Annotated in this window: 14 protein-coding genes and 1 pseudogene; 5 read left to right on the plus strand and 10 right to left on the minus strand. The window is 73.8% G+C overall.

All coding sequences use genetic code 11. The features are described 5' to 3' along the window. Positions 1 to 101 precede the first annotated feature (101 nt). From IF37_RS0103240 to IF37_RS0103275, 8 genes are all read right to left on the minus strand, one after another. Complete coding sequence (locus IF37_RS0103240) at positions 102 to 554, minus strand: iron chaperone (RefSeq protein ID WP_030735743.1); 453 nt, start codon at positions 552 to 554, stop codon at positions 102 to 104. 172 nt (positions 555 to 726) lie between these two features. Further along, positions 727 to 1,302: a class F sortase gene (locus IF37_RS0103245; RefSeq protein ID WP_253915629.1), complete on the minus strand. Its 576-nt coding sequence runs from the start codon at positions 1,300 to 1,302 to the stop codon at positions 727 to 729. A gap of 275 nt (positions 1,303 to 1,577) precedes the next feature. Beyond that, on the minus strand, positions 1,578 to 2,123 hold the full coding sequence (locus tag IF37_RS0103250; RefSeq protein WP_030735748.1) for a hypothetical protein: 546 nt from the start codon (positions 2,121 to 2,123) through the stop codon (positions 1,578 to 1,580). Between the two features lie 312 nt (positions 2,124 to 2,435). Further along, complete coding sequence (locus tag IF37_RS0103255; RefSeq protein WP_030735751.1) at positions 2,436 to 4,085, minus strand: M4 family metallopeptidase; 1,650 nt, start codon at positions 4,083 to 4,085, stop codon at positions 2,436 to 2,438. Between the two features lie 171 nt (positions 4,086 to 4,256). Then, a complete protein-coding gene (locus IF37_RS0103260) occupies positions 4,257 to 5,087 on the minus strand; it encodes an arylamine N-acetyltransferase (RefSeq protein WP_030735754.1) in 831 nt (276 codons plus the stop codon). A gap of 10 nt (positions 5,088 to 5,097) precedes the next feature. Beyond that, on the minus strand, positions 5,098 to 7,281 hold the full coding sequence (locus IF37_RS0103265) for a molybdopterin oxidoreductase family protein (protein WP_052844954.1): 2,184 nt from the start codon (positions 7,279 to 7,281) through the stop codon (positions 5,098 to 5,100). 150 nt (positions 7,282 to 7,431) lie between these two features. After that, the gene (locus IF37_RS0103270) at positions 7,432 to 8,898 is read right to left on the minus strand and encodes a hypothetical protein (RefSeq protein ID WP_030735758.1); all 1,467 of its coding nucleotides are present in this window, start codon (positions 8,896 to 8,898) and stop codon (positions 7,432 to 7,434) included. A gap of 2 nt (positions 8,899 to 8,900) precedes the next feature. Next, positions 8,901 to 9,581: a vancomycin high temperature exclusion protein gene (locus tag IF37_RS0103275; protein WP_030735760.1), complete on the minus strand. Its 681-nt coding sequence runs from the start codon at positions 9,579 to 9,581 to the stop codon at positions 8,901 to 8,903. 152 nt (positions 9,582 to 9,733) lie between these two features. On the opposite strand from IF37_RS0103275, the gene IF37_RS0103280 reads away from it, so the two are divergent. The 5 genes and pseudogenes from IF37_RS0103280 (at position 9,734) to IF37_RS0103300 (ending at position 16,719) form a co-directional block, all read left to right on the plus strand. Then, complete coding sequence (locus tag IF37_RS0103280; RefSeq protein WP_052844955.1) at positions 9,734 to 10,522, plus strand: sirohydrochlorin chelatase; 789 nt, start codon at positions 9,734 to 9,736, stop codon at positions 10,520 to 10,522. A 185-nt stretch (positions 10,523 to 10,707) separates the two neighbouring features. Continuing rightward, positions 10,708 to 12,003: a deoxyguanosinetriphosphate triphosphohydrolase gene (locus IF37_RS0103285; RefSeq protein ID WP_030735764.1), complete on the plus strand. Its 1,296-nt coding sequence runs from the start codon at positions 10,708 to 10,710 to the stop codon at positions 12,001 to 12,003. Positions 12,004 to 12,106: 103 nt separating this feature from the next. Next, on the plus strand, positions 12,107 to 13,372 hold the full coding sequence (locus IF37_RS0103290; RefSeq protein WP_030735766.1) for an NAD(P)/FAD-dependent oxidoreductase: 1,266 nt from the start codon (positions 12,107 to 12,109) through the stop codon (positions 13,370 to 13,372). 47 nt (positions 13,373 to 13,419) lie between these two features. Then, positions 13,420 to 15,330 (plus strand): DNA primase, encoded by a 1,911-nt coding sequence (gene dnaG / locus IF37_RS0103295; protein WP_030735768.1) that lies wholly within the window; start codon positions 13,420 to 13,422, stop codon positions 15,328 to 15,330. Between the two features lie 109 nt (positions 15,331 to 15,439). Continuing rightward, positions 15,440 to 16,719, plus strand: a pseudogene (locus tag IF37_RS0103300) (RNA polymerase sigma factor). A gap of 33 nt (positions 16,720 to 16,752) precedes the next feature. On the opposite strand, the gene IF37_RS0103305 reads toward IF37_RS0103300, so the two are convergent. Then, positions 16,753 to 18,678, minus strand: coding sequence for an ABC transporter ATP-binding protein (locus tag IF37_RS0103305; protein ID WP_030735772.1), 1,926 nt, complete (start codon positions 18,676 to 18,678; stop codon positions 16,753 to 16,755). After that, on the minus strand, positions 18,678 to 20,411 hold the full coding sequence (locus tag IF37_RS0103310) for an ABC transporter ATP-binding protein (protein WP_030735773.1): 1,734 nt from the start codon (positions 20,409 to 20,411) through the stop codon (positions 18,678 to 18,680). Before IF37_RS0103310 ends, IF37_RS0103305 begins: the two co-directional genes overlap by 1 nt. Positions 20,412 to 20,448: the final 37 nt, after the last annotated feature.

The following is a 20,448-nucleotide window of genomic DNA, read 5'->3' on the forward strand; positions in this document are numbered from 1 at the left end:
GTTACCCGGTGGCATCACCTCTGTTTCCCGGGCGGAACGCTGCCCTCAGCGGGCGGCGGCCCCGGGTGTGAGGGGCGCGCCTCACCTCACCGTCCGTCGCCTCACCGCACCGCCCGCGCGACGAGCGCGGCGATCCGCGCCTCCACCTCGTCGGTCACCTCGGTCAGGGCGAAGGCCGTCGCCCACATCGAACCCTCGTCCAGCCCCGCCGCGTCGTTGAAGCCGAGCGTCGCGTAGCGCGCCTTGAACTTCGCCGCGCTCTGGAAGAAGCAGACGACCTTGCCGTCCCGCGCGTAGGCGGGCATGCCGTACCAGAGCTTCGGCGCGAGCACGGGGGCGGTGGCCGTGACGACGGCGTGCACGCGCTCGGCCATGATCCGGTCCGAGTCCCCCATCTCGGCGATCTTCGCGAGCACCTCCTGCTCCGCCTGCGCCGCCTTCTCCGCGCGCGAGCCGCGGCGCGAGGCCGTCCTCAGCTCCCGCGCGTGCTCCTTCATCGCGGCCCGCTCCTCGGCCGTGAACCCCTCGTGCGCGTTGCTGTCGCTGCCGGCCATGGCAGATCCCCCCAGAGTGTCCCGGTGTACGACGACGTGGAGGGGACCTTATCCCGGCCCACTGACAACGGGCCGGGAGGCGCGGGGCGGTCACCGGGCCCGCAGCGGCTCCACCGGGCCGGTGGTGTCCTCCGCGCCATGGCCGCCGTCCGGGCCGGCACCGCACCGAGCGTCAGTGGCTGCCCGTCAGATGGGCGAACACCACCACGTTGCCCTGGTAGCCGGTGGTCCGGGAGTAGCCCCCGCCACAGGTGATGACGCGCAGCTCGGGGCGGGGGGCCGCGCCGTACACCTTGTCGTCGGGGAAGTCGCGGGCCGAGTACACCTCCACCGCGTCCACGGTGAACAGGGCCACGCCGCCGTCCCGGCGGTCCACCTCGATCCGGGCGCCGCGTCTGAGGGCGCCGAGGTCGTAGAAGACGGCGGGGCCGTCGGCGGTGTCGACATGGCCGGCGACGACGGCGGTGCCCGTCTCCCCCGGGGTGGTGCCGGCCTCGTACCAGCCGGCCAGGTTCTTCTCCCCGGCGGGCGGCGCGTCCAGGCTCCCGGAGGGGGTGAGGGCCAGCCCGGTCAGGGGCGCGTCCACGTGGATGGCGGGGATGCGGACGCGGACCGGCGGGGACGGCGGGAGGGCGGGCGCCGCGAGCCGCGCGCCGCCGGGGTCGGGACGGCCCTCGGCGGCGGCCGGCTGCGGTGGTGTGTGCGGGCCGGTGCCGCCCAGCAGCCACAGGCCCGAGCCGAGGGCCACGACGGTGACGGCGGCTATGGCGGTGTCGCCGAGCCGGGCCCCCCGGCCGCGCGCGGCCCGCCGGGCGCCCCGGGCACCCCTCGCACCCCGGGCACTCCTGCCACTCCTGCCACTTCTGCCACTTCTGGCACTCTCGGCACTCCTGCGCATGGCGAACCCCTTCCGGAGGCGGGGCCTCCCTTCAGGAACCCCCTCCCCCTCCGGGCCGCGAGGGGCGTCGGACCCGGAGGGGGCGGGATGTGCGGTACCGGCGGACGGACAGCGGAGGGTGTCCGTCAGATCCCGTCGCCTCTCGCCCGGCGATGCAGGAGCCAGGTACCGCCCGCGGCGGCGACGGCCAGCGCCGCCACACCCGCCGCGGTCTGCACGGGGTCGGGGCCCAGTCCGCCGCCGACCCCCGTCTTCACACTGCCCCGCGGCTGCACCTGTCCGTGCGCCGCGGCCAGGGCCACCACCAGGTCGCCCGTCACCTGCCGGTCCCCCTCGGCGCACCGGGCGACGATCTCGTACGTCCCCGGCTGCGCGCTCGGCGGCACCCGGAACCGGCCGATCACCTCGCCCTCGTGGGTGCTGGGCGCCAGCGGGAAGGTGCCCGCGCCGACCGCGCCCGCGTCCCCGGTCCCGGCGCCGGGGTCCCCGCACACGGCCGTGTTCACCGTGACCTGCCCGCCGGGGGTGACGGTGGACGGGTACACGTCCAGGCTGCCGCTCCCGGCGGCCCGGGGGTGGGCCGCCGGGCGGGTGGCGTCCACGGCGTGGGCGGGTGCCGCGGCGGCCACGGCGAGCGCGGTACCGGCCAGGAGACGGGCAGTGCGTCGCATGGTGCTCCCCAGAGCTTGTCCGACTCGTCCAGGGGCGCGCCCCTGCCCTTTCGAGGAAAGTGGCTCCGCGGCCGGTCCGCTTCCTGAGGGAGCGTCAGGAATGCGGTGAACGGGTGTCGGACCCGCCACCCGAACGGGCTAGCCCGTCCCGCGTTCCGGCAGGTCACGGGCGGGGGCGCGGGCACCGGGAGACAGTGGTGCGAAGAGCACACGAATGGCGCGGCGGGCGGCGGTGAACGGGTGACGGAGGGTCAGCGCACCCGGGGGCCGGTGCCCGCACGGACACCGGCCCCCGACGCGTTCACCGCGGACTCAGGCGACGTTGACCGCGCTCCAGGCCGCCGCCACGGCGTTGTACTCCGCGCTGCCGGCGCCGTAGAGGTCCCGCGCCGCACTGAGGGTCGCCGTCCGGGCGCCCTTGTAGTTCGTCGAGGACGTCATGTAGACCGTCAGCGCCCGGTACCAGATCTTGCCGACCTTGTCCCGGCCGATGCCGGTGACGGTGGCGCCGTTGGAGGTCGGCGAGTCGTAGCCGACGCCGTTGATGGTCTTGGCGCCGCTGCCCTCGGCGAGCAGGTAGGCGAAGTGGTTGGCGACGCCGGAGGAGTAGTGGACGTCGAGGTTGCCGACCGACGAGCTCCAGTAGTCCGCCGAGCTGCCGTCCTTGGACGGCTTGTCCATGAAGCGCAGGGCCGCCTTGCCGAAGCCGGGCTTCACGATCTCCTCGCCGATCAGGTAGTCACCGGTGTCGGAGGAGTTGTTCGCGTACCACTCGACCATCGTGCCGAGGATGTCGGAGGTGGCCTCGTTCAGCCCGCCGGACTCCCCGGAGTAGGTCAGCGCGGCCGTCTTGGACGTCACGCCGTGGGACATCTCGTGCCCGGCCACGTCGAGGGCGACCAGCGGTCCGAAGGTGGTGCCGTCGCCGTCGCCGTACGTCATGCAGAAGCAGCTGTCGTCCCAGAAGGCGTTGTTGTAGTTGCTGCCGTAGTGGACGCGGTTGTACGAGCCCTTGCCGTCCCCGGCGATGCCGTTGCGGCCGTGGATGTTCTTGTAGTAGTCCCAGGTCTCGTCGGTGCCGTACTGGGCGTCGACGGCGGCCGAGGCGCGGTCGGCGGTGGTACCCGTGCCCCAGTGGTTGTCGGCGTCCGTGAACAGGGTCGCGGGGGCCCGGCTGAAGCAGATGCCGAAGATGCACAGGTCGGTCTTGTTCTCCGCGTCCCCGGTGTAGGTGTTGCCCCGGGTCGGGTCCTTGAGCTGGTACGACGACCCGGACTGGGTGGTCTCCAGGGCGACGGTGCCGCTGTAGAGCGACGAGCCGTCGCCGGCGGCGGTCTCGATGCTGTCCCAGGCGTCGATCCGCGCGCCGGTGCGCGCGTCGCTCAGCACGGTCCGGGCGACGGGGTTGCCGAGCGAGTCCAGGCCGACGGCGTTGGTGCGCCAGGCCAGTTTCGGGCTGCCGTGCAGGGCGTCGACCACCAACTCCGGCTTGGCCTTGGCCTGCTTCAGCCGCGTGCCGGGGTGGGCCGCGCGCAGGGCGCTCACCGCGCGGCCGGCCGCCTTGGGGCCGGAGACCGCGGGGGTGACGGTGGGCACCGAGATGTGCTGCCGGGTGGCGCGGTCGGCGCCGCGGTAGGCGCCGCCGCGGGCCAGGTGGACGACGAAGTCGCCGCCGAGGACCGGCAGTCCGCGGTAGGTGCGGTCGTAGCGGACGTGCTGGGTGCCGTCCCGGTCCACGATCACGTCCCGGACGCCGGTGGCCTGCGGGGCGGTGAGGTCCAGGCTCGCCGCGTGGGCCAGGAGGGCCGAGGCCGCGTGCTCGATCGCGGTGGCCCGGGTGGGTCTGCCGTCGGCGTGGGCGGCGGGGGAGAGGCTGACGGCCAGCAGGGCCGCGGTGGCGACGGCGACACCGGCGGTGGCTGTGCGACGGGTTCCTCGGACGTGCTGCCGTATCCGGCTCATCTGTCTCCTCGGGAAGGCGCCAGGCAGGCGTGGGGGTGGCGCTGATGTCACCGAGATTTAAGTGGCCATGACATGTCATGTCCATAGGCTGTTCAAGGAGATGTGCGGGGGAACCGGTGTGGCCGGCCGCACCGGACCGGCACCGGCGGCGCCCGGGTCCCCGCCGCCGGCTCAGCCCAGCAGGGCCGTCCCCCCGGGCACCTCGACACCGAACTCCTCCGCCACCACGCGCCGCGCCTCGGCCTCGTCCGTCAGCGTCCGCCGGGTCACCGTGCCGTCGGCGAGCGTCTCGGTCAGCAGGCCGCCGTCCAGCGAGAGATGACGGCCGGCGAAGGTCCGCTGGAGGTAGGCGCGACGGGTGAACGGGGACCGCGGGCTGGTCCCGACGTACCAGTTGAACACCTCGAAGTCCACGGCGGCGAACGGCTCTTGGGTGAACGCGTACTGGCCGGCCCACCGGCCGGTCCCCGGGTCGTACGTCTGCAACTCGCACAGCTCCAGCGGTCCGTCGTGCGGCAGCCGTACCAGCCGGTGCCGGCGTCCGGCGCCCTCGGACTCGGTGCCGGTCACCAGCGGCACCGGCAGCAGCAGCGCCCCGGGCGCGCCGAACCCGACGTCCGCCAGGTACGGCCGCGGCTCGCCCGCCACCTCCACCCGGAGCATGGCGTGCGTACGCGGCCGGCTCTCCGGCGACCCGGCGCCCACCACCACCCGGCCGGCCAGCGGGGTCACCCGGAAGCCGAGCGCCTCCAGCGCCAGCCGGAGCAGGGTGTTGTGCTCGTAGCAGTAGCCGCCGCGCCGGCCGTGCACCATCTTGGCCATCAGGTCGGCGGTCGCCAGGGAGGGGGCCGAGCCCCGCACCGCGTCCAGGTTCTCGAACGGCATCGACAGCGCGTGCGCGAGATGCACCTCCCACAGGGTGGCCAGGTCGGCCCGCGGCTCGCCCCGCCGGCCGATGCGGTCGAGATAGGCGCCGAGGTCGAAGTGAGCGGTGTCGGACATGCGTCCGAACCTACGCGAGCCGGCCCGCGCCCGCCGGGTCCCGGGGACCGAGACCTCCCGGGCCCAGTACCTCCAGCCGTACCGCGCACGACTTGAACTCCGGCATCCGGGACGTCGGGTCCAGCGCCGGGTTGGTGAGCGTGTTGGCGCGGCCCTCGCCCGGCCAGTGGAAGGGCATGAAGACGGTGTCCGGACGGATCGCCCCGGTGATCCGCGCCGGCGCCACCGCCCGGCCGCGCCGGGAGACCACCGCCACCCGATCGCCGTCGGCCGCCCCCAGCCGGGCCGCGAGCCGGGGATGCAGCTCCACGAACGGACCCGGCGCCGCCGCGTTCAGCTCCGCCACGCGCCGGGTCTGCGCCCCCGACTGGTACTGGGACACCACCCGGCCGGTGGTCAGCAGCAGCGGGTAGTCGGTGTCCGGCTCCTCGGCGGTCGCCCGGTGCGTGACGGGCACGAACCGGGCCCGGCCGTCGGCGGTGGCGAACCGGTCCAGGAAGAGACGGGGCGTGCCCTCGCCCGCGCCCGCCGCCCGCGGCCGTTCCCCCCGCCCGTCCGCGGCCCCCTCCCCGGCACCCTCCCCGGCCGGGTCCTCCGGGCACGGCCAGAAGACGCCGTCCCCCTCGGCCAGCCGGCGGTAGGTGATGCCGGAGTAGTCGGCCGGACCGCCCGCGCTGGCCCGGCGCAGTTCCTCGAAGACCTCCTCCGGGTCGGCCGGGAAGCCCGTCCGCACACCGAGCCGGCGGGCCAGCCCGCGCAGGACGTGCAGGTCGCTGCGGACGCCGGGCGGCGGGTCGACCGCCCGGCGGCGCAGCAGCACGCGCCCCTCCAGGCTGGTCGTGGTGCCCGTCTCCTCCGCCCACTGGGTCACCGGCAGCACCACGTCCGCCAGCCGCGCCGTCTCGGACAGCACGACATCGGCCACGGCCAGGAAGTCCAGCGACCGCAGCCGCTCCTCGACGTGGGCGGCGCGGGGAGCGGACACCACCGGGTTGGAGCCCATCAGCAGCAGCGCCCGCACATCGGTGCCGAGCGCGTCGAGCAGCTCGTACGCGCTGCGCCCGGGGCCGGGCAGGCTGTCCGGGGGCACGCCCCACACCCCGGCCACGTGCCGCCGCGCCGCCGGGTCGTCCAGCCTGCGGTAGCCGGGCAGCTGGTCGGCCTTCTGGCCGTGCTCGCGCCCGCCCTGCCCGTTGCCCTGCCCGGTCAGACAGCCGTATCCGGACAGCGGACGGCCCGCGCGGCCGGTGGCGAGGCAGAGGTTGATCCACGCGCTCACCGTGTCCGTGCCCTTGGACTGCTGTTCCGGCCCGCGCGCGGTGAGCACCATCGCGGCCCGGGGCGCGCAGAACATCCGTACGGCAGCGCGCAGTTCGGGCACGGACACGCCCGTGATCCGCTCCACCTGCTCCGGCCAGTGCGCCATCGCCGCCGCCCGGGCCTCCGTCCAGCCGGTCGTCCGCTCCCGGATGTACTCCTCGTCCGTCCGCCCCTCGGCCACCACCAGGTGCAGCAGACCGAGGGCCAGGGCGAGATCGGTGCCGGGGCGGGGCGCCAGGTGCAGGTCGGCCTGCTCGGCGGTGCGGGTGCGGCGCGGGTCCACGACGATCAGCGTGCCGCCGTTCTCCCGCAGCTCGGAGAAGTAGCGCAGGAACGGCGGCATGGTCTCGGCCGGATTCGACCCGACCAGGATCACGCACCCGGTCCGCGGGATGTCCTCCAGCGGGAACGGCAGTCCCCGGTCGAGCCCGAACGCCCTGGTGCCCGCCGCCGCGGCCGACGACATGCAGAACCTGCCGTTGTAGTCGATCTGCGAGGTGCCCAGCACCACCCGCGCGAACTTCCCCAGCGCGTACGCCTTCTCGTTGGTCAGCCCGCCGCCGCCGAACACCCCGAGCGCGTCGGGGCCGTACCGCCGCCGCACCGCCCCGAGCCGCGCGGCGATCCGGTCCAGCGCCTCGTCCCAGCCCGCCTCCACCAGCCGCCCGCCCTCCCGGACCAGCGGCGCGGTCAGCCGTACCGCCGGTGACAGCACCCGGGCCGCGGTGCGGCCCTTGCCGCACAGCGCGCCCCGGTTGACCGGGAAGTCCGGGCGCTCGGCGACCTCGACACCCCCCTGGGGCAGGGGCACGACGTTCATCCCGCACTGCAAGGCGCAGTACGGGCAGTGGGTGGGCGTCGGGGTCTTCTCCATGCCGCCAGCCTGCGCCGGGCGTGTTACGGCGCCCGACCGCGTCCGGTTACACGCCCGGCACGGCCGCCTCCCCGCCGGCCCGGCGGCGGCGTGAGGCCGGCCGAGGCGCCAAGGCCGCGGACCGTCCGGAGCCGTCCGGGGGAGGGGCTCCTACTGCCGGTTCAGGGAGCGGGTGACGCCCGCCGCGATCGTGGTGGCCAGCACCCAGCCGGTCGCGATCAGCAGGTACGACAGCCACTGGTACCAGCCGCGCGGCGCGAACGCGCTCCCCTGGCCGAAGTCGACGACCGGCAGCAGCAGGTCGAGGGCGTAGACGAACGGGTTGAACACCGGCGCCTCGGCGGGCTTGAGCGCGGGCGGACGGTGCAGGGCGAAGGCGAGCGTGCCGGTGCACAGCAGCAACAGCAGCCAGCCCGCGGCCCGCAGCGGGCGGAACCCGTAGCCGACGGCCGCGTCCTGGAGCCAGCCCCACAGCCGGGCGTACGGCGGCAGGGTACGGCGGTGGCGGCGGAGCCTGGCAAGCTGGACGGTGCGCGCGGCGGCGTCGTCCCCGACCGTGCGGTAGGCGGTGGCCAACTGCTCGTAGGGCTGCGGGAGGTAGCCGTCCTGCTCGCGCTCCAGCAGCGGCAGACGCCGCTCGGCCGGGAGGTGCGGGGTGAGCACCCGGTAGCCGAGCCCGTCGATCCGGACCCGGTCCGGCCACACCTCGGGCGGCACGTGCAGCAGGTCGAGCTGGGCGCGGCGCAGATTGACCGTCCCCTCGACGGGCGCGGCGTCGCGCAGCCACAGCTCGCCGATCACCGCGCTGCTGGCGCGCAGGGCCGTCCCGCCCGGGTCGGACAGCCGGGCGTGGGCGAGGTTCAGCTGGCGGGGGACGCGGGCACCGGCCAGGTTCACCCGGCCCCGGGTGCGCAGCCGCATGGCGTGCACGTCGGTGCCGACCACCAGGACCTCGGCGTGCAGCACCGTCCGGCCCGGAGCGGTCAGCTCCGCGTCGTCGAGGTTCACCTGCCCCCGGACCACCGCCCCGTTCAGGTGGACCCGCCCGTGCGCGACCAGGCCCGGGGCCCACACATCCGTGCCCACCTCGGCGTGGTTGAGCTGGAGCACGGCCTCCCCGGGGTCCTCGCCGGGCTCGCCGAGCCGCGCGCCGTCGGCGAAGAACGCCGCCGACAGCTTCGCCCCCTGGAGCCGCACCGGCCCCGTGAACCGGCAGCCGGTCACGCGCACCACCCCTTCGGCGCGCAGGTTCCCGGCCGTCAGCCCCGGCAGCACCGAGCCGCTGAGGACCAGGGCGCCGATCCGCGCCCCGTACAGGTCGGGCGCCTCCGCGAAGTGGCACGAGCGCAGCCGGACGGGGTGGCCTACCGCGCCGTACTTGAGGTCCAGCCGCCCGGTGATCCGCGCGCCCGTCACCTTCAGACCGGCCGTCCGGCCGTCCCGCACCGGTCCGTCCAGCAGCAGGTCCCGCAGCACCTCGGCGCGGAGCGTGCGCTCCGGGCCCCACGAGGCGCCCCGCGCGGGGTCGTCGTCGCCCTGCCGGAAGTCCACCCCCTCGCCGAGCGGGAACGCCTCCCGCACCCGGCGCTCGGCGGGCGTCAGCTCCATCGGCTCCATGCTCAGTCCCGCGCTCGCGCCAGGGCCTCGCCCACCCCGGGCTCCCTCGGCCCGAGGAACCGGGGGTCGGGCCGGAACACCGCGTCCAGCGCCGCCTTGCCCGCCGCGAACACCTCGCGGGCGCCGCCGTAGTACCAGGTCACGTCGTGCACGGCGTCGACGCCGACGCCGTACGAGTCCACCCCCGCGGCCTCGCACAGCGCCACCGCCCGCCGGATGTGGAAGCCCTGGCTGATCAGCACCGCCCGGTCCACGCCGAAGATCTTCCGGGCCCGGACGCAGGAGTCCCAGGTGTCGAACCCGGCGTAGTCGCCGACGATGCGCGCGTCCGGCACGCCGTGCTCGGTGAGGTAGGCGCGCATGGCGTCGGGCTCGTCGTAGTCCTCGCGGCTGTTGTCCCCGGTGACCAGCACGACCTCGATCCGCCCGGCCCGGTACAGCTCGGCCGCCGCGTCCAGCCGGTGCGCCAGGTACGGCGACGGCTCCCCGTGCCACAGCCCCGCCCCGAACACCACCGCCACCTCGGCGCGCGGCACGTCCGCCACCGTCCGCAGCCGGTCCGCCGTGGACACGTACAGCCACGTCACCGGTGTCAGCGCCAGCACGCACCCGGCCATCACGGCCTGCACCAGCCGCCGCTGCCCGGTACGCGTGCGCGGCAGCCGTGGTCGACGCGCCTTCATCCGCCCCCCAGAGATCGCTTCCGGTCAAGGAGGACGCGGCCGGCCCCGATCCGGTTCGCCTCACAGCCCGCGCCCGCCCGCGGTGACCGGACGGAAAAGGCCCGTGACCACGCGGCAACGGGGGTGCAATCCGCGGCGGTCAGTATCGTGCCATGACGGCCTCGATCCCACCCGGCCCCGGCGGCGGGCCCGCCTTCCCACCCGGCCGCCCGGCACCGCCCGCCCTGGTCCTGGTCGCCCACGGCAGCCGCGACCCCCGGGCGCTCACCACCGTACGGGCCCTGGCGGCACGGGTACGGCGGCTGCGCCCGGGCCTCGCCGTGCGCCTCGGCCACATCGAGCTGAACGAGCCGCTGCTCCCCGCCACCCTGGCCGCCCTCGGCGACACGCCCGCCGTCCTGGTCCCGCTCCTCCTCGCCCGCGGCCACCACGTCAAGCGGGACATACCCGAGCTGGCCGCCGCCGCCCGCGTCCGCGCGCGCGTGGCCGCGCCGCTCGGACCGCACCCGCTGCTCGCCGAGGCCCTGCACGCCCGGCTGCTCGAGGCGGGCTGGCCTGCCGCCCTGGGGGACACCGGGCGCCGGTCGACCGCCGTGGTCCTCGCCGCGGCCGGCTCCCGCGACCCGGACTCGGCCGCCGACACCCGCCGCACGGCCCGCCTGCTGGCCGACCGCCTGGGCGTCCCCGTCGTCCCCGCGTACGCCTCGGCCGCGTCCCCGGCCGTCCCCACGGCCCTGCGCGCCCTGGCGGCCCGCGGCCGGCACCGGGTGGCCGTCGCGTCCTGCTTCACGGCGCCGGGCCGTTTCGCGGCCCAGTGCGCGGCCGGTTCCCCGTGGCTCGCGTCGGCACCACTGGGAGCGCACGAGGCGATGGCACGCCTGGTCCTCCACCGCTACGAACAGACACAACGGGCACGAGAGCCCCAACTGGCCTCGGCCTGAAGGACACCCGACACCCCGCCCCGGCACTGCGCCCCGACTCCGGCAGGAGGCCCGGCAGCACTCCGCACCCCGCAGCGCACCCAACCTCCTCAGCCACCCCGTGGGGCACCCGGCCACCCCGCAGACACCCCCGCCCAGCCCCCGCAGGGCGCCCGTATGTCAGGGGTGCCCCGTACTGTCGAGTCATGGAAGGCACCGCAGGTACCCGCACCGCACGTTCCCCCTCCTCGGCGTACGACCAGGCGTCGGCCGAACGCTGGGCCCCCGAACCCGACAAGCGCCCGGGCCGTACGGCCTTCCAGCGGGACCGTGCCCGCGTCCTCCACTCCGCCGCCCTGCGCCGGCTGGCCGGCAAGACCCAGGTCGTCACCCCGGGGACCCGCGGCTCCGCCTGGGACGCCAGCCCCAGGACCCGCCTGACCCACTCCCTGGAGTGCGCCCAGGTCGGCCGTGAGCTGGGCGCGGCCCTCGGCTGCGACCCCGACCTGGTGGAGGCGGCCTGCCTCTCCCACGACCTCGGCCACCCGCCCTTCGGTCACAACGGCGAGAGCGCGCTGAACGAGTTCGCCGACGACTGCGGCGGCTTCGAGGGCAACGCCCAGTCCCTGCGGCTCCTCACCCGCATCGAGCCCAAGCGCTTCACCGGGGGCCGCTCCGTCGGCCTCAACCTCACCCGCGCCACCCTCGACGCCGCCACCAAGTACCCCTGGCCGCGCGGCGCCCACCCCACCGACCCGGCGTCCCCGAAGTTCGGCGTGTACGAGGACGACCGCCCGGTGTTCGACTGGGTCCGGGCCCACGCCCCCGCCACCCGCACCTGCTTCGAGGCGCAGGTCATGGACTGGTCGGACGACGTGGCGTACTCGGTGCACGACGTCGAGGACGGCCTGCACGCCGGTCACATCGACCCCGGCTCCCTGCGCTCCGGGCCGGAGCGGCGGGCGGTGTTCGAGGTGGCCGTCGGCCGCTACGTCCCCGCTGACACCGACCCCGCCGAGCTGGCCGAGGCCCTCGACCGGCTCCAGGACGAGGAGTGGTGGCCGCACGGCTACGACGGCTCGGCCGTCGCCCAGGCCCGGCTGAAGGACGCCACCAGCCAGCTCATCGGGCGGTTCTGCCTGGCCGCCGAGGCCGCCACCCGCACGGCGTACGGCACCGGGCGGCTCACCCGCTACGGCGCCCGGCTGGTCGTCCCGCGCGCCACCCGCCTGGAGTGCGCGGTGCTCAAGGCCGTCGCGGACCGGTACGTGATGCAGCGCGCCGAGCAGGAGCGGCTCCGCGCCGACCAGCGGGTGATCGTCGCGGAGCTGGCCGAGGCGCTGACCGCCCGCGCGCCCGACGGCCTGGACCCCCAGTTCCGGGCGCTGTTCGACGCGGCGGGTGACGACCGGTCCCGCAAGCGGGTGATCATCGACCAGATCGCCTCCCTCACCGACGCCTCCGCCCTGTCGCTGCACGGGAGACTGACGGGGCATATGTGAGGGGTACGTGACCCGCCTGGCCTGATCGGGTCACACCCTCTTCCCGCAGCACGCCGCGTGCGGGACGCTCGCATGTGGCGGCACCCTTACGAGGAGGCATCAAGTGGTCGACGCGGATCAGACATTCGTCATCGTCGGAGGCGGACTCGCCGGTGCGAAGGCGGCCGAGACGCTCCGGACGGAGGGCTTCAGCGGCCGGGTGATACTGATCTGCGACGAACGCGACCACCCCTACGAGCGCCCGCCGCTGTCCAAGGGCTATCTGCTCGGCAAGGAGGAGCGCGACAGCGTCTTCGTGCACGAGCCCGCCTGGTACGCGCGCAACGACGTCGAACTCCACCTCGGCCAGACCGTGGACCGCGTCGACCGCGCGGCGAAGACGGTCCGCTTCGGTGACGACGGCACCCTCGTCCGCTACGACAAGCTGCTGCTGGTCACCGGGGCCGAGCCGCGCCGCCTGGACATCCCCGGCACCGACCTCGCGGGCGTCCACCACCTGCGCCGCCTCGCGCACGCCGAGCGCCTCAAGGGCGTCCTCCAGCACCTCGGCCGGGACAACGGGCACCTGGTGATCGCCGGTGCCGGCTGGATCGGCCTGGAGGTCGCGGCGGCGGCCCGCGAGTACGGCGCGGAGGTCACGGTGATCGAACCGTCGCCGACCCCGCTGCACGGCGTCCTCGGCCCCGAGCTGGGCAACGTCTTCGCCGAGCTGCACCGCGAACGCGGCGTCCGCTTCCGCTTCGGCGTCCGGCTCACCGAGATCGTCGGCCAGGACGGCATGGTCCTCGCGGCCCGCACGGACGACGGCGAGGAGCACCCGGCGCACGACGTGCTGGCGGCCATCGGAGCGGCCCCGCGGACCGCGCTCGCGGAGGCGGCGGGGCTGGAGATCGCCGACCGGGCGCACGGCGGCGGCATCGTCGTCGACGAGCGGCTGCGCACGTCCGACCCCGACGTCTACGCGGCCGGCGACGTGGCGTCCTTCCCGCTTCCCCTGTTCGACACCCGGCTGCGGGTGGAGCACTGGGCGAACGCCCTGAACGGCGGCCCGGCCGCGGCCCGCTCGATGCTGGGCCGGGAGGTGGTCCACGACCGCGTGCCGTACTTCTTCACCGACCAGTACGACCTGGGCATGGAGTACAGCGGCTGGGCGCCGCCCGGGTCGTACGACGAGGTGGTGATCCGGGGCGACGCCGGAAAGCGCGAGTTCATCGCGTTCTGGGTGCGGGAGGGCCGCGTGCTGGCCGGGATGAACGTGAACGTGTGGGATGTCACAGAGCGCATCCAGAATCTGATCCGTTCCCGGGCCCGGGTGAACGTCGAGGCGCTCTCCGACCCGCGCGTACCCCTGGACGACCTCACCTCCTGACCTCCGCGCGCACCGGCACTGTCACCGCGTCCCCGTAGAATTCACCCGTGGCAGGACGGATCAACGACGAGGACGTGAAGGCGGTACGGGACGCGGTCCCGATCGACGCCGTGGTCTCCGAGTACCTCCAGCTGCGCAACGCGGGCGGCGGCAACCTCAAGGGACTCTGCCCGTTCCACGACGAGAAGTCGCCGTCCTTCCAGGTCAGCCCGAGCAAGGGACTCTTCCACTGCTTCGGCTGCCAGGAGGGCGGCGACACCATCACCTTCGTGATGAAGGTGGACCACCTCTCCTTCTCCGAGGCGGTGGAGCGGCTGGCCGCCCAGGCCGGCATCACCCTGCGGTACGAGGAGGGCGGGTACAACCCGGCCCACCAGCGCGGCGAGCGCATCCGCCTGGTCGAGGCACACAAGGCCGCCGCGCAGTGGTACGCCGAGCAGCTCGCCACCAGCCCCGAGGCCGAGACCGGCCGGATCTTCCTCGCCGAGCGCGGCTTCGACCAGGCCGCCGCCGTCCACTTCGGCGTCGGCTACAGCCCGCAGGGCTGGGACCACCTCACCCGCTACCTGCGCGGCAAGGGCTTCACCGACAAGGAGCTGCTGCTGTCGGGGCTGTCCCAGGAGGGCCGCCGGGGGCCCATCGACCGCTTCCGGGGGCGGCTGATGTGGCCGATCCGGGACATCGGCGGCGAGGTCGTCGGCTTCGGCGCCCGCAAGCTGTACGAGGCGGACACCGGGCCGAAGTACCTCAACACCCCCGAGACGGCGATCTACCGCAAGAGCCAGGTGCTGTACGGCATCGACCTGGCGAAGAAGGAGATCGCCAAGTCCAGCCGGGCGGTCGTGGTCGAGGGCTACACCGACGTCATGGCCTGCCACCTGGCCGGCGTCACCACGGCCATCGCGACCTGCGGCACGGCCTTCGGCGGCGAGCACATCAAGATCCTGCGCCGGCTCCTCATGGACAACGGCTCGGCGCGGGTGATCTTCACCTTCGACGGTGACGCGGCCGGGCAGAAGGCCGCGCTGCGCGCCTTCGAGGACGACCAGAAGTTCGCCGCCGAGACGTACATCGCGGTCGCGCCCGACGGCATGGACCCGTGCGACCTGCGCCTGGCCAAGGGCGACGAGGCGGTCGCCGACCTGGCCGAGCCCCGCACCCCGCTCTTCGAGTTCGCGCTCCGCCAGATCGTGAGCCGGTACGACCTGGACACCCCGGCCGGCCGGGCCGCCGCCCTGGACGAGGCCGCCCCGGTCGTCGCCAAGATCAAGAACAGCGGTGCCCAGCACGAGGTCGCCGTGGAGCTGGCCGGCCTGCTCGGCATCCTCGACACCCAGTTCGTGGTCCGCCGGGTCGCCCAGCTGGCCCGCTGGGCCCGCGAGGGCGGCAAGGGGGGCCCGCAGACGCAGGGGCGGTCCCGTCCGGCCGAGCGGCAGTGGGCCGAGGCACCGCGCCCCACGACCTCCGGCCCGGCCCTGACCCTGCGCAACCCGGTCTTCGCCGCCGAACGCGAACTGCTCAAGCTCGCCCTCCAGCGCCCCGAGCTGGTCTCCCCGGCCTTCGACGCCTACGGCCTGGACGAGTTCACGGCCCCGCCGTACACGGCCGTGCGCCAGGCGGTCGCGGAGGCGGGCGGCGCGGAGTACGGCGTCGAGGACCCGCAGGAGTACCTGGTCCGGGTCCGCGAGGCCGCGCCGGACGACACGGTCCGCGCGATGGTCACCGAGCTGGCCGTCGAGCCGATCCTGCGCCGCACGGTGGACGAGACGTACGCCGGCACGGTCCTGGTCCAGATCCGCCGCCGCGCCGTGGAGCGCCGCATCCGCGACATCCAGTCCCAGCTGACCCGCCTCGCCGCCGACGGCGACCCGGCCCGGCTGGCCGCCGTGCAGAACGAGGTCTGGGTCCTCCAGCAGTACGACCAGGCGTTGCGGGAGCGGGGCGCGGAGGCGCTCTGACGGCGCCCGTCACCGCGGCGATTGCCGGCCGCATAGTCCGGCGGGCCGGGTAACCACCCGGTCACCGACCGGACGCAAAAAGTCACCGCACGCCCCTCGTGGCGGTGTTGTGTCGTACCCCACACTGGGGGCGGTGCCCGAGTCCGCGGAGCGCAGGCCGTCGACTCTCCGCTCCCGCATACCGCTGCCGCACGCCTTCAGCAGCGAACTCCCTGGAGGTCGCCCCCCGTGCAGACCCAGACCGTCGCCGAGACCGCCACCAGCACCAGAGCCACCAGCACCGCCGGCACCACCACGAGCACCACCGGCACCGCCGCGGAGGAGCCCGACGCGCGGACCGACGTCCTCGCGGCCGTACCCCCGCAGGACCGCGCCCACCAGCATCCGGACACGGAACCGCCCGCCGAGGCGCTCGCGGAGGAACCGGACGAACCCGCGGAGGCCGAGGTCCCGGCCGCCGCCCGGCCCGAGACCGGTGGCCCCTCGGCCGACCTGTTCCGCCAGTACCTGCGCGAGATCGGCCGCATCCCGCTGCTCACCGCCGCCGAGGAGGTGGAACTCGCCCGCCGGGTGGAGGCCGGCCTCTTCGCGGAGGAGAAGCTGGGCAGCACCCCCGACCTGGACAGCCGGCTGGCGCACGACCTGGACCGGCTCGTCGTACTGGGCCGGATGGCCAAGCGGCGGCTCATCGAGGCGAACCTGCGGCTGGTGGTCTCCGTCGCCAAACGGTACGTCGGCCGCGGGCTGACCATGCTCGACCTCGTCCAGGAGGGCAACCTCGGACTCATCCGGGCCGTGGAGAAGTTCGACTACGCCCGTGGCTACAAGTTCTCCACCTACGCCACGTGGTGGATCCGCCAGGCCATGTCCCGCGCCCTGGCCGACCAGGCCCGCACCATCCGCGTCCCGGTCCACGTGGTGGAACTGATCAACCGGGTGGTCCGCGTCCAGCGGCGGATGCTCCAGGAACGCGGCTGCGAACCGACCGCGGAGGAGGTCGCCGCCCACCTCGACCTGGCACCCGAGCGGGTCGGCGAGGTGCTGCGCCTCGCCCAGGAACCGGTGTCGCTGCACGCGCCGGTCGGCGAGGAGGACGACGTCGCCCTCGGCGACCTCATCGAGGACGGGGACGCGGCGAGTCCCGTGGAGTCCGCCGCCTTCCTGTTGCTGCGCGAGCACCTGGAAGCGGTGCTGTCCACCCTCGGGGAGCGCGAGCGGAAGGTCGTCCAGCTCCGGTACGGGCTGGCCGACGGGCGCCCGCGCACCCTGGAGGAGATAGGGCGCATCTTCGGCGTGACCCGTGAACGCATCCGGCAGATCGAGTCGAAGACCCTCAACAAGCTGCGGGACCACGCCTTCGCGGACCAGCTGAGGGGCTATCTGGACTGAGGGGGACCGCCGCGCGCGGCGGCCCCCCACCCCCTAGTCCACCTCGGCCACGGCCTGCGCGAACTGGGCCTCGTACAGCCGGGCGTAGGCCCCGCCGGCCGCCAACAGCTCCGCGTGCGCGCCCTGTTCGACGATCGAGCCGTTCTCCATCACCAGGATCGTGTCCGCGTCCCGGATGGTCGACAGGCGGTGCGCGATCACGAACGACGTGCGGCCGGAGGCCAGTTTGGCCATCGCCTTCTGGATGAGCACCTCGGTGCGGGTGTCGACGGAGCTGGTCGCCTCGTCCAGCACCAGGATCACCGGGTCGGACAGGAACGCCCGCGCGATGGTGATGAGCTGCTTCTCACCGGCGCTGACCCCCGTGCCCTCGTCGTCGATCACGGTGTCGTACCCGTCGGGCAGCGTCCGGATGAACCGGTCGGCGTGCGCCGCCCGCGCGGCCTCCTCGATCTCCCCCCGGGTGACCTCTCTCGACGCGCCGTACGCGATGTTGTCGGCGATGCTGCCGCCGAACAGCCAGGTGTCCTGGAGCACCATGCCGATCCCGGCGCGCAGGTCGTCCCGGGACATCCTCCGGATGTCGACACCGTCGAGCGTGATCCGGCCCCCTGACACGTCGTAGAACCGCATCAGCAGGTTGACCAGCGTGGTCTTGCCCGCGCCGGTCGGGCCGACGATCGCCACCGTGTGCCCCGGTTCGACCGTGAGCGAGAGGTCCTCGATCAGCGGCTTCTCCGGCTCGTAGCGGAACGACACGTGCTCCAGCCGCACCCGCCCGCGCACCCGCTCCGGCCGCTCGCCCGGCACCGGATCCGCCTCCTGCTCCTCCGCGTCCAGGAGTTCGAAGATCCGCTCGGCCGAGGCGACACCGGACTGCACCAGGTTCGCCATCGACGCGACCTGCGTCAGCGGCATCGAGAACTGCCGCGAGTACTGGATGAACGCCTGGACGTCACCGATGGAGAGCGAGCCGGAAGCGACCCGCAGCCCGCCGACGACCGCCACCAGCACGTAGTTCAGGTTCGACACGAACATCATCAGCGGCTGCATGACACCGCTGTTGAACTGCGCCCTGAACCCGGCCTCGTACAGCGCGTCGTTCTGCTCGGCGAACTGCCGCGCCGACTCCTCCTGGCGGCCGAACACCTTCACCAGGGTGTGCCCGGTGTACATCTCCTCGATGTGCGCGTTCAGCTTGCCGGTGGTGCGCCACTGCTGCACGAAGTGCGGCTGCGACCGCTTGCCGACCCGGGTGGCGACCACGAACGACAGCGGTACGGTCACCAGCGCGACCAGCGCCAGCAGCCAGGACACCCAGAACATCATCACGAGCACGCCGACGATGGTCAGCACCGAGTTGATCAGCTGGCCCATCGACTGCTGGAGCGTCTGCCCGATGTTGTCGATGTCGTTCGTCGCCCGGGACAGCACCTCACCGCGCTGGCGCTTGTCGAAGTACGACAGCGGCAGCCGCGACAGCTTGCCCTGCACGTCCTCCCGCAGCCGGTACATCGTGCGGTTCACGGCCCGGTTCACCAGCCGGGTCGCGATCGCCATCAGCAGGCCCGCCACCAGGAAGGTGCCGAGCGCGAGCAGCAGGACGTCCCCGACGGCGCCGAAGTCGATCCCCTTGCCGGGGGTGAAGTCGGTGCCCTTCAGCATGTCCGCGACGCGGCCCTCGCCGCGTTCGCGCATGGAGGCGAGCACCTGCTCCTTGGTGGCGCCCTCCGGCATCCGCCGGCCGATGATGCCGGCGAACACCAGGTCGGTGGCCTTGCCGAGGATCTTCGGCCCGATCACGCTCAGGCCCACGCTGACGACCACGCACAGCAGCAGGCCGTAGATCGTGAGCCGTTCCGGTCGGAACCGGGCGACGAGCCGCTTGCCCGACCCCTTGAAGTCCATCGAGCGCTGGTCGGGTCCCCCGGCCATCATGCGTCCCATGGGACCGGCCATCAGGCGGCCTCCGCTTCCGTCAGCTGGGAGAGCACGATCTCCCGGTAGGTCTCGTTGGTCGCCATCAGTTCCGCGTGCCGGCCGGAGCCGACCACCCGGCCCTCGTCCAGCACGATGATCCGGTCGGCGTCCCGGATGGTCGCCACCCGCTGGGCGACGATGACGACGGTCGCCTCGGCGGTCTCCCGGCCCAGTGCGGCGCGCAGGGCCGCGTCGGTGGCGTAGTCGAGCGCCGAGAAGGAGTCGTCGAAGAGGTAGATCTCCGGGCGCTGCACCAGCGTGCGGGCGATGGCGAGCCGCTGCCGCTGGCCGCCGGAGACATTGGTGCCGCCCTGCGCGATCGGCGCGTCCAGGCCGCCCTCCAGCTTGCTCACGAAGTCCTTGGCCTGCGCCACCTCCAGCGCGTGCCACAGCTCCTCGTCGGTCGCGTCCGGGTTGCCGTAGCGCAGGTTGGTGGCGACCGTGCCGGCGAACAGGTACGGCTTCTGCGGCACCAGCCCGACGGTCCGCGCGAGCAGCGCCGGGCCGACCTCCCGTACGTCGACCCCGTCCACCAGGACCTCGCCGTCGGTGGCGTCGAAGAGCCGCGGGACGAGCCCGAGCAGGGTCGACTTGCCGCTGCCGGTGGAGCCGATCACGGCGGTCGTCTCGCCCGGCCGGGCCACCAGGTCGACGGACTTCAGCACGGGCTCCTCGGCACCCGGATAGCGGAAGCCCGCTCCCCGGATCTCCAGGTGCCCGTGCGCGCGCAGCTCGGTGACGGGGGCCACCGGCGGCACGACGCTGGAGTCGGTGCCCAGGACCTCCTGGATGCGCTCGGCACAGACCTCGGCGCGCGGCACCATCATGAACATGAAGGTGGCCATCATCACGGACATGACGATCTGCATCAGATAGGCGAGGAACGCGGTCAGGTCGCCGATGGCCATCCGGCCGCTGTCGATCCGGTGCGCGCCGAACCACACCACCGCGATGGACGACAGGTTCACCACGGTCATGACGATCGGGAACATCAGGGCGAGCAACCGGCCGGTGGCCAGCTGCATCTCGGTCAGCTCGGCGTTGGCCTTCCCGAACCGGCCCTGCTCGTAGGTGTCCCGGACGAAGGCGCGGATGACGCGGTTGCCGGTGATCTGCTCGCGCAGCACCCGGTTCACCGTGTCCAGCCGGACCTGCATCGACCGGAACAGCGGGCGCAGCCGGCGCACGATGAGCGTCACACAGACGCCGAGCACCGGGACCACCGCGACCAGTACCCCGGACAGCGGTACGTCCAGGCCGAGGGCCAGCACGATCCCGCCCACGCACATGATGGGCGCCGACACCATCAGGGTGAACGTCAGCAGGACCAGCATCTGGACCTGCTGCACGTCGTTCGTCGTACGGGTGATGAGCGAGGGCGCCCCGAAGTGACCCACCTCACGCGCGGAGAAGGACTGCACCCGGTCGAAGACGGCACCGCGCACGTCCCGGCCGAGCGCGGAGGCGGTGCGGGCGCCGTAGTACACGGCACCGATGTTGCACACGACCTGAGCCAGCGAGATGCCGATCATCAGGGCGCCGAAGGACAGGATGTAACCCGTGTCACCCTTCACGACGCCCTCGTCGATGATGTCCGCGTTCAGGGTGGGCAGGTAGAGGGTGGCGCAGGTCTGGAGGAACTGGAGCACCACCAGGAGGGTGATGGGTTTCTTGTAGGGCCTGAGATAGGTCCGTAGAAGTCGTATGAGCACGCTACGTCTCTCGGAGTCGGCGACAGGGGCCTGGTCG

This window comes from Streptomyces sp. NRRL S-31, from assembly GCF_000718775.1.
Taxonomy (GTDB): domain Bacteria; phylum Actinomycetota; class Actinomycetes; order Streptomycetales; family Streptomycetaceae; genus Streptomyces.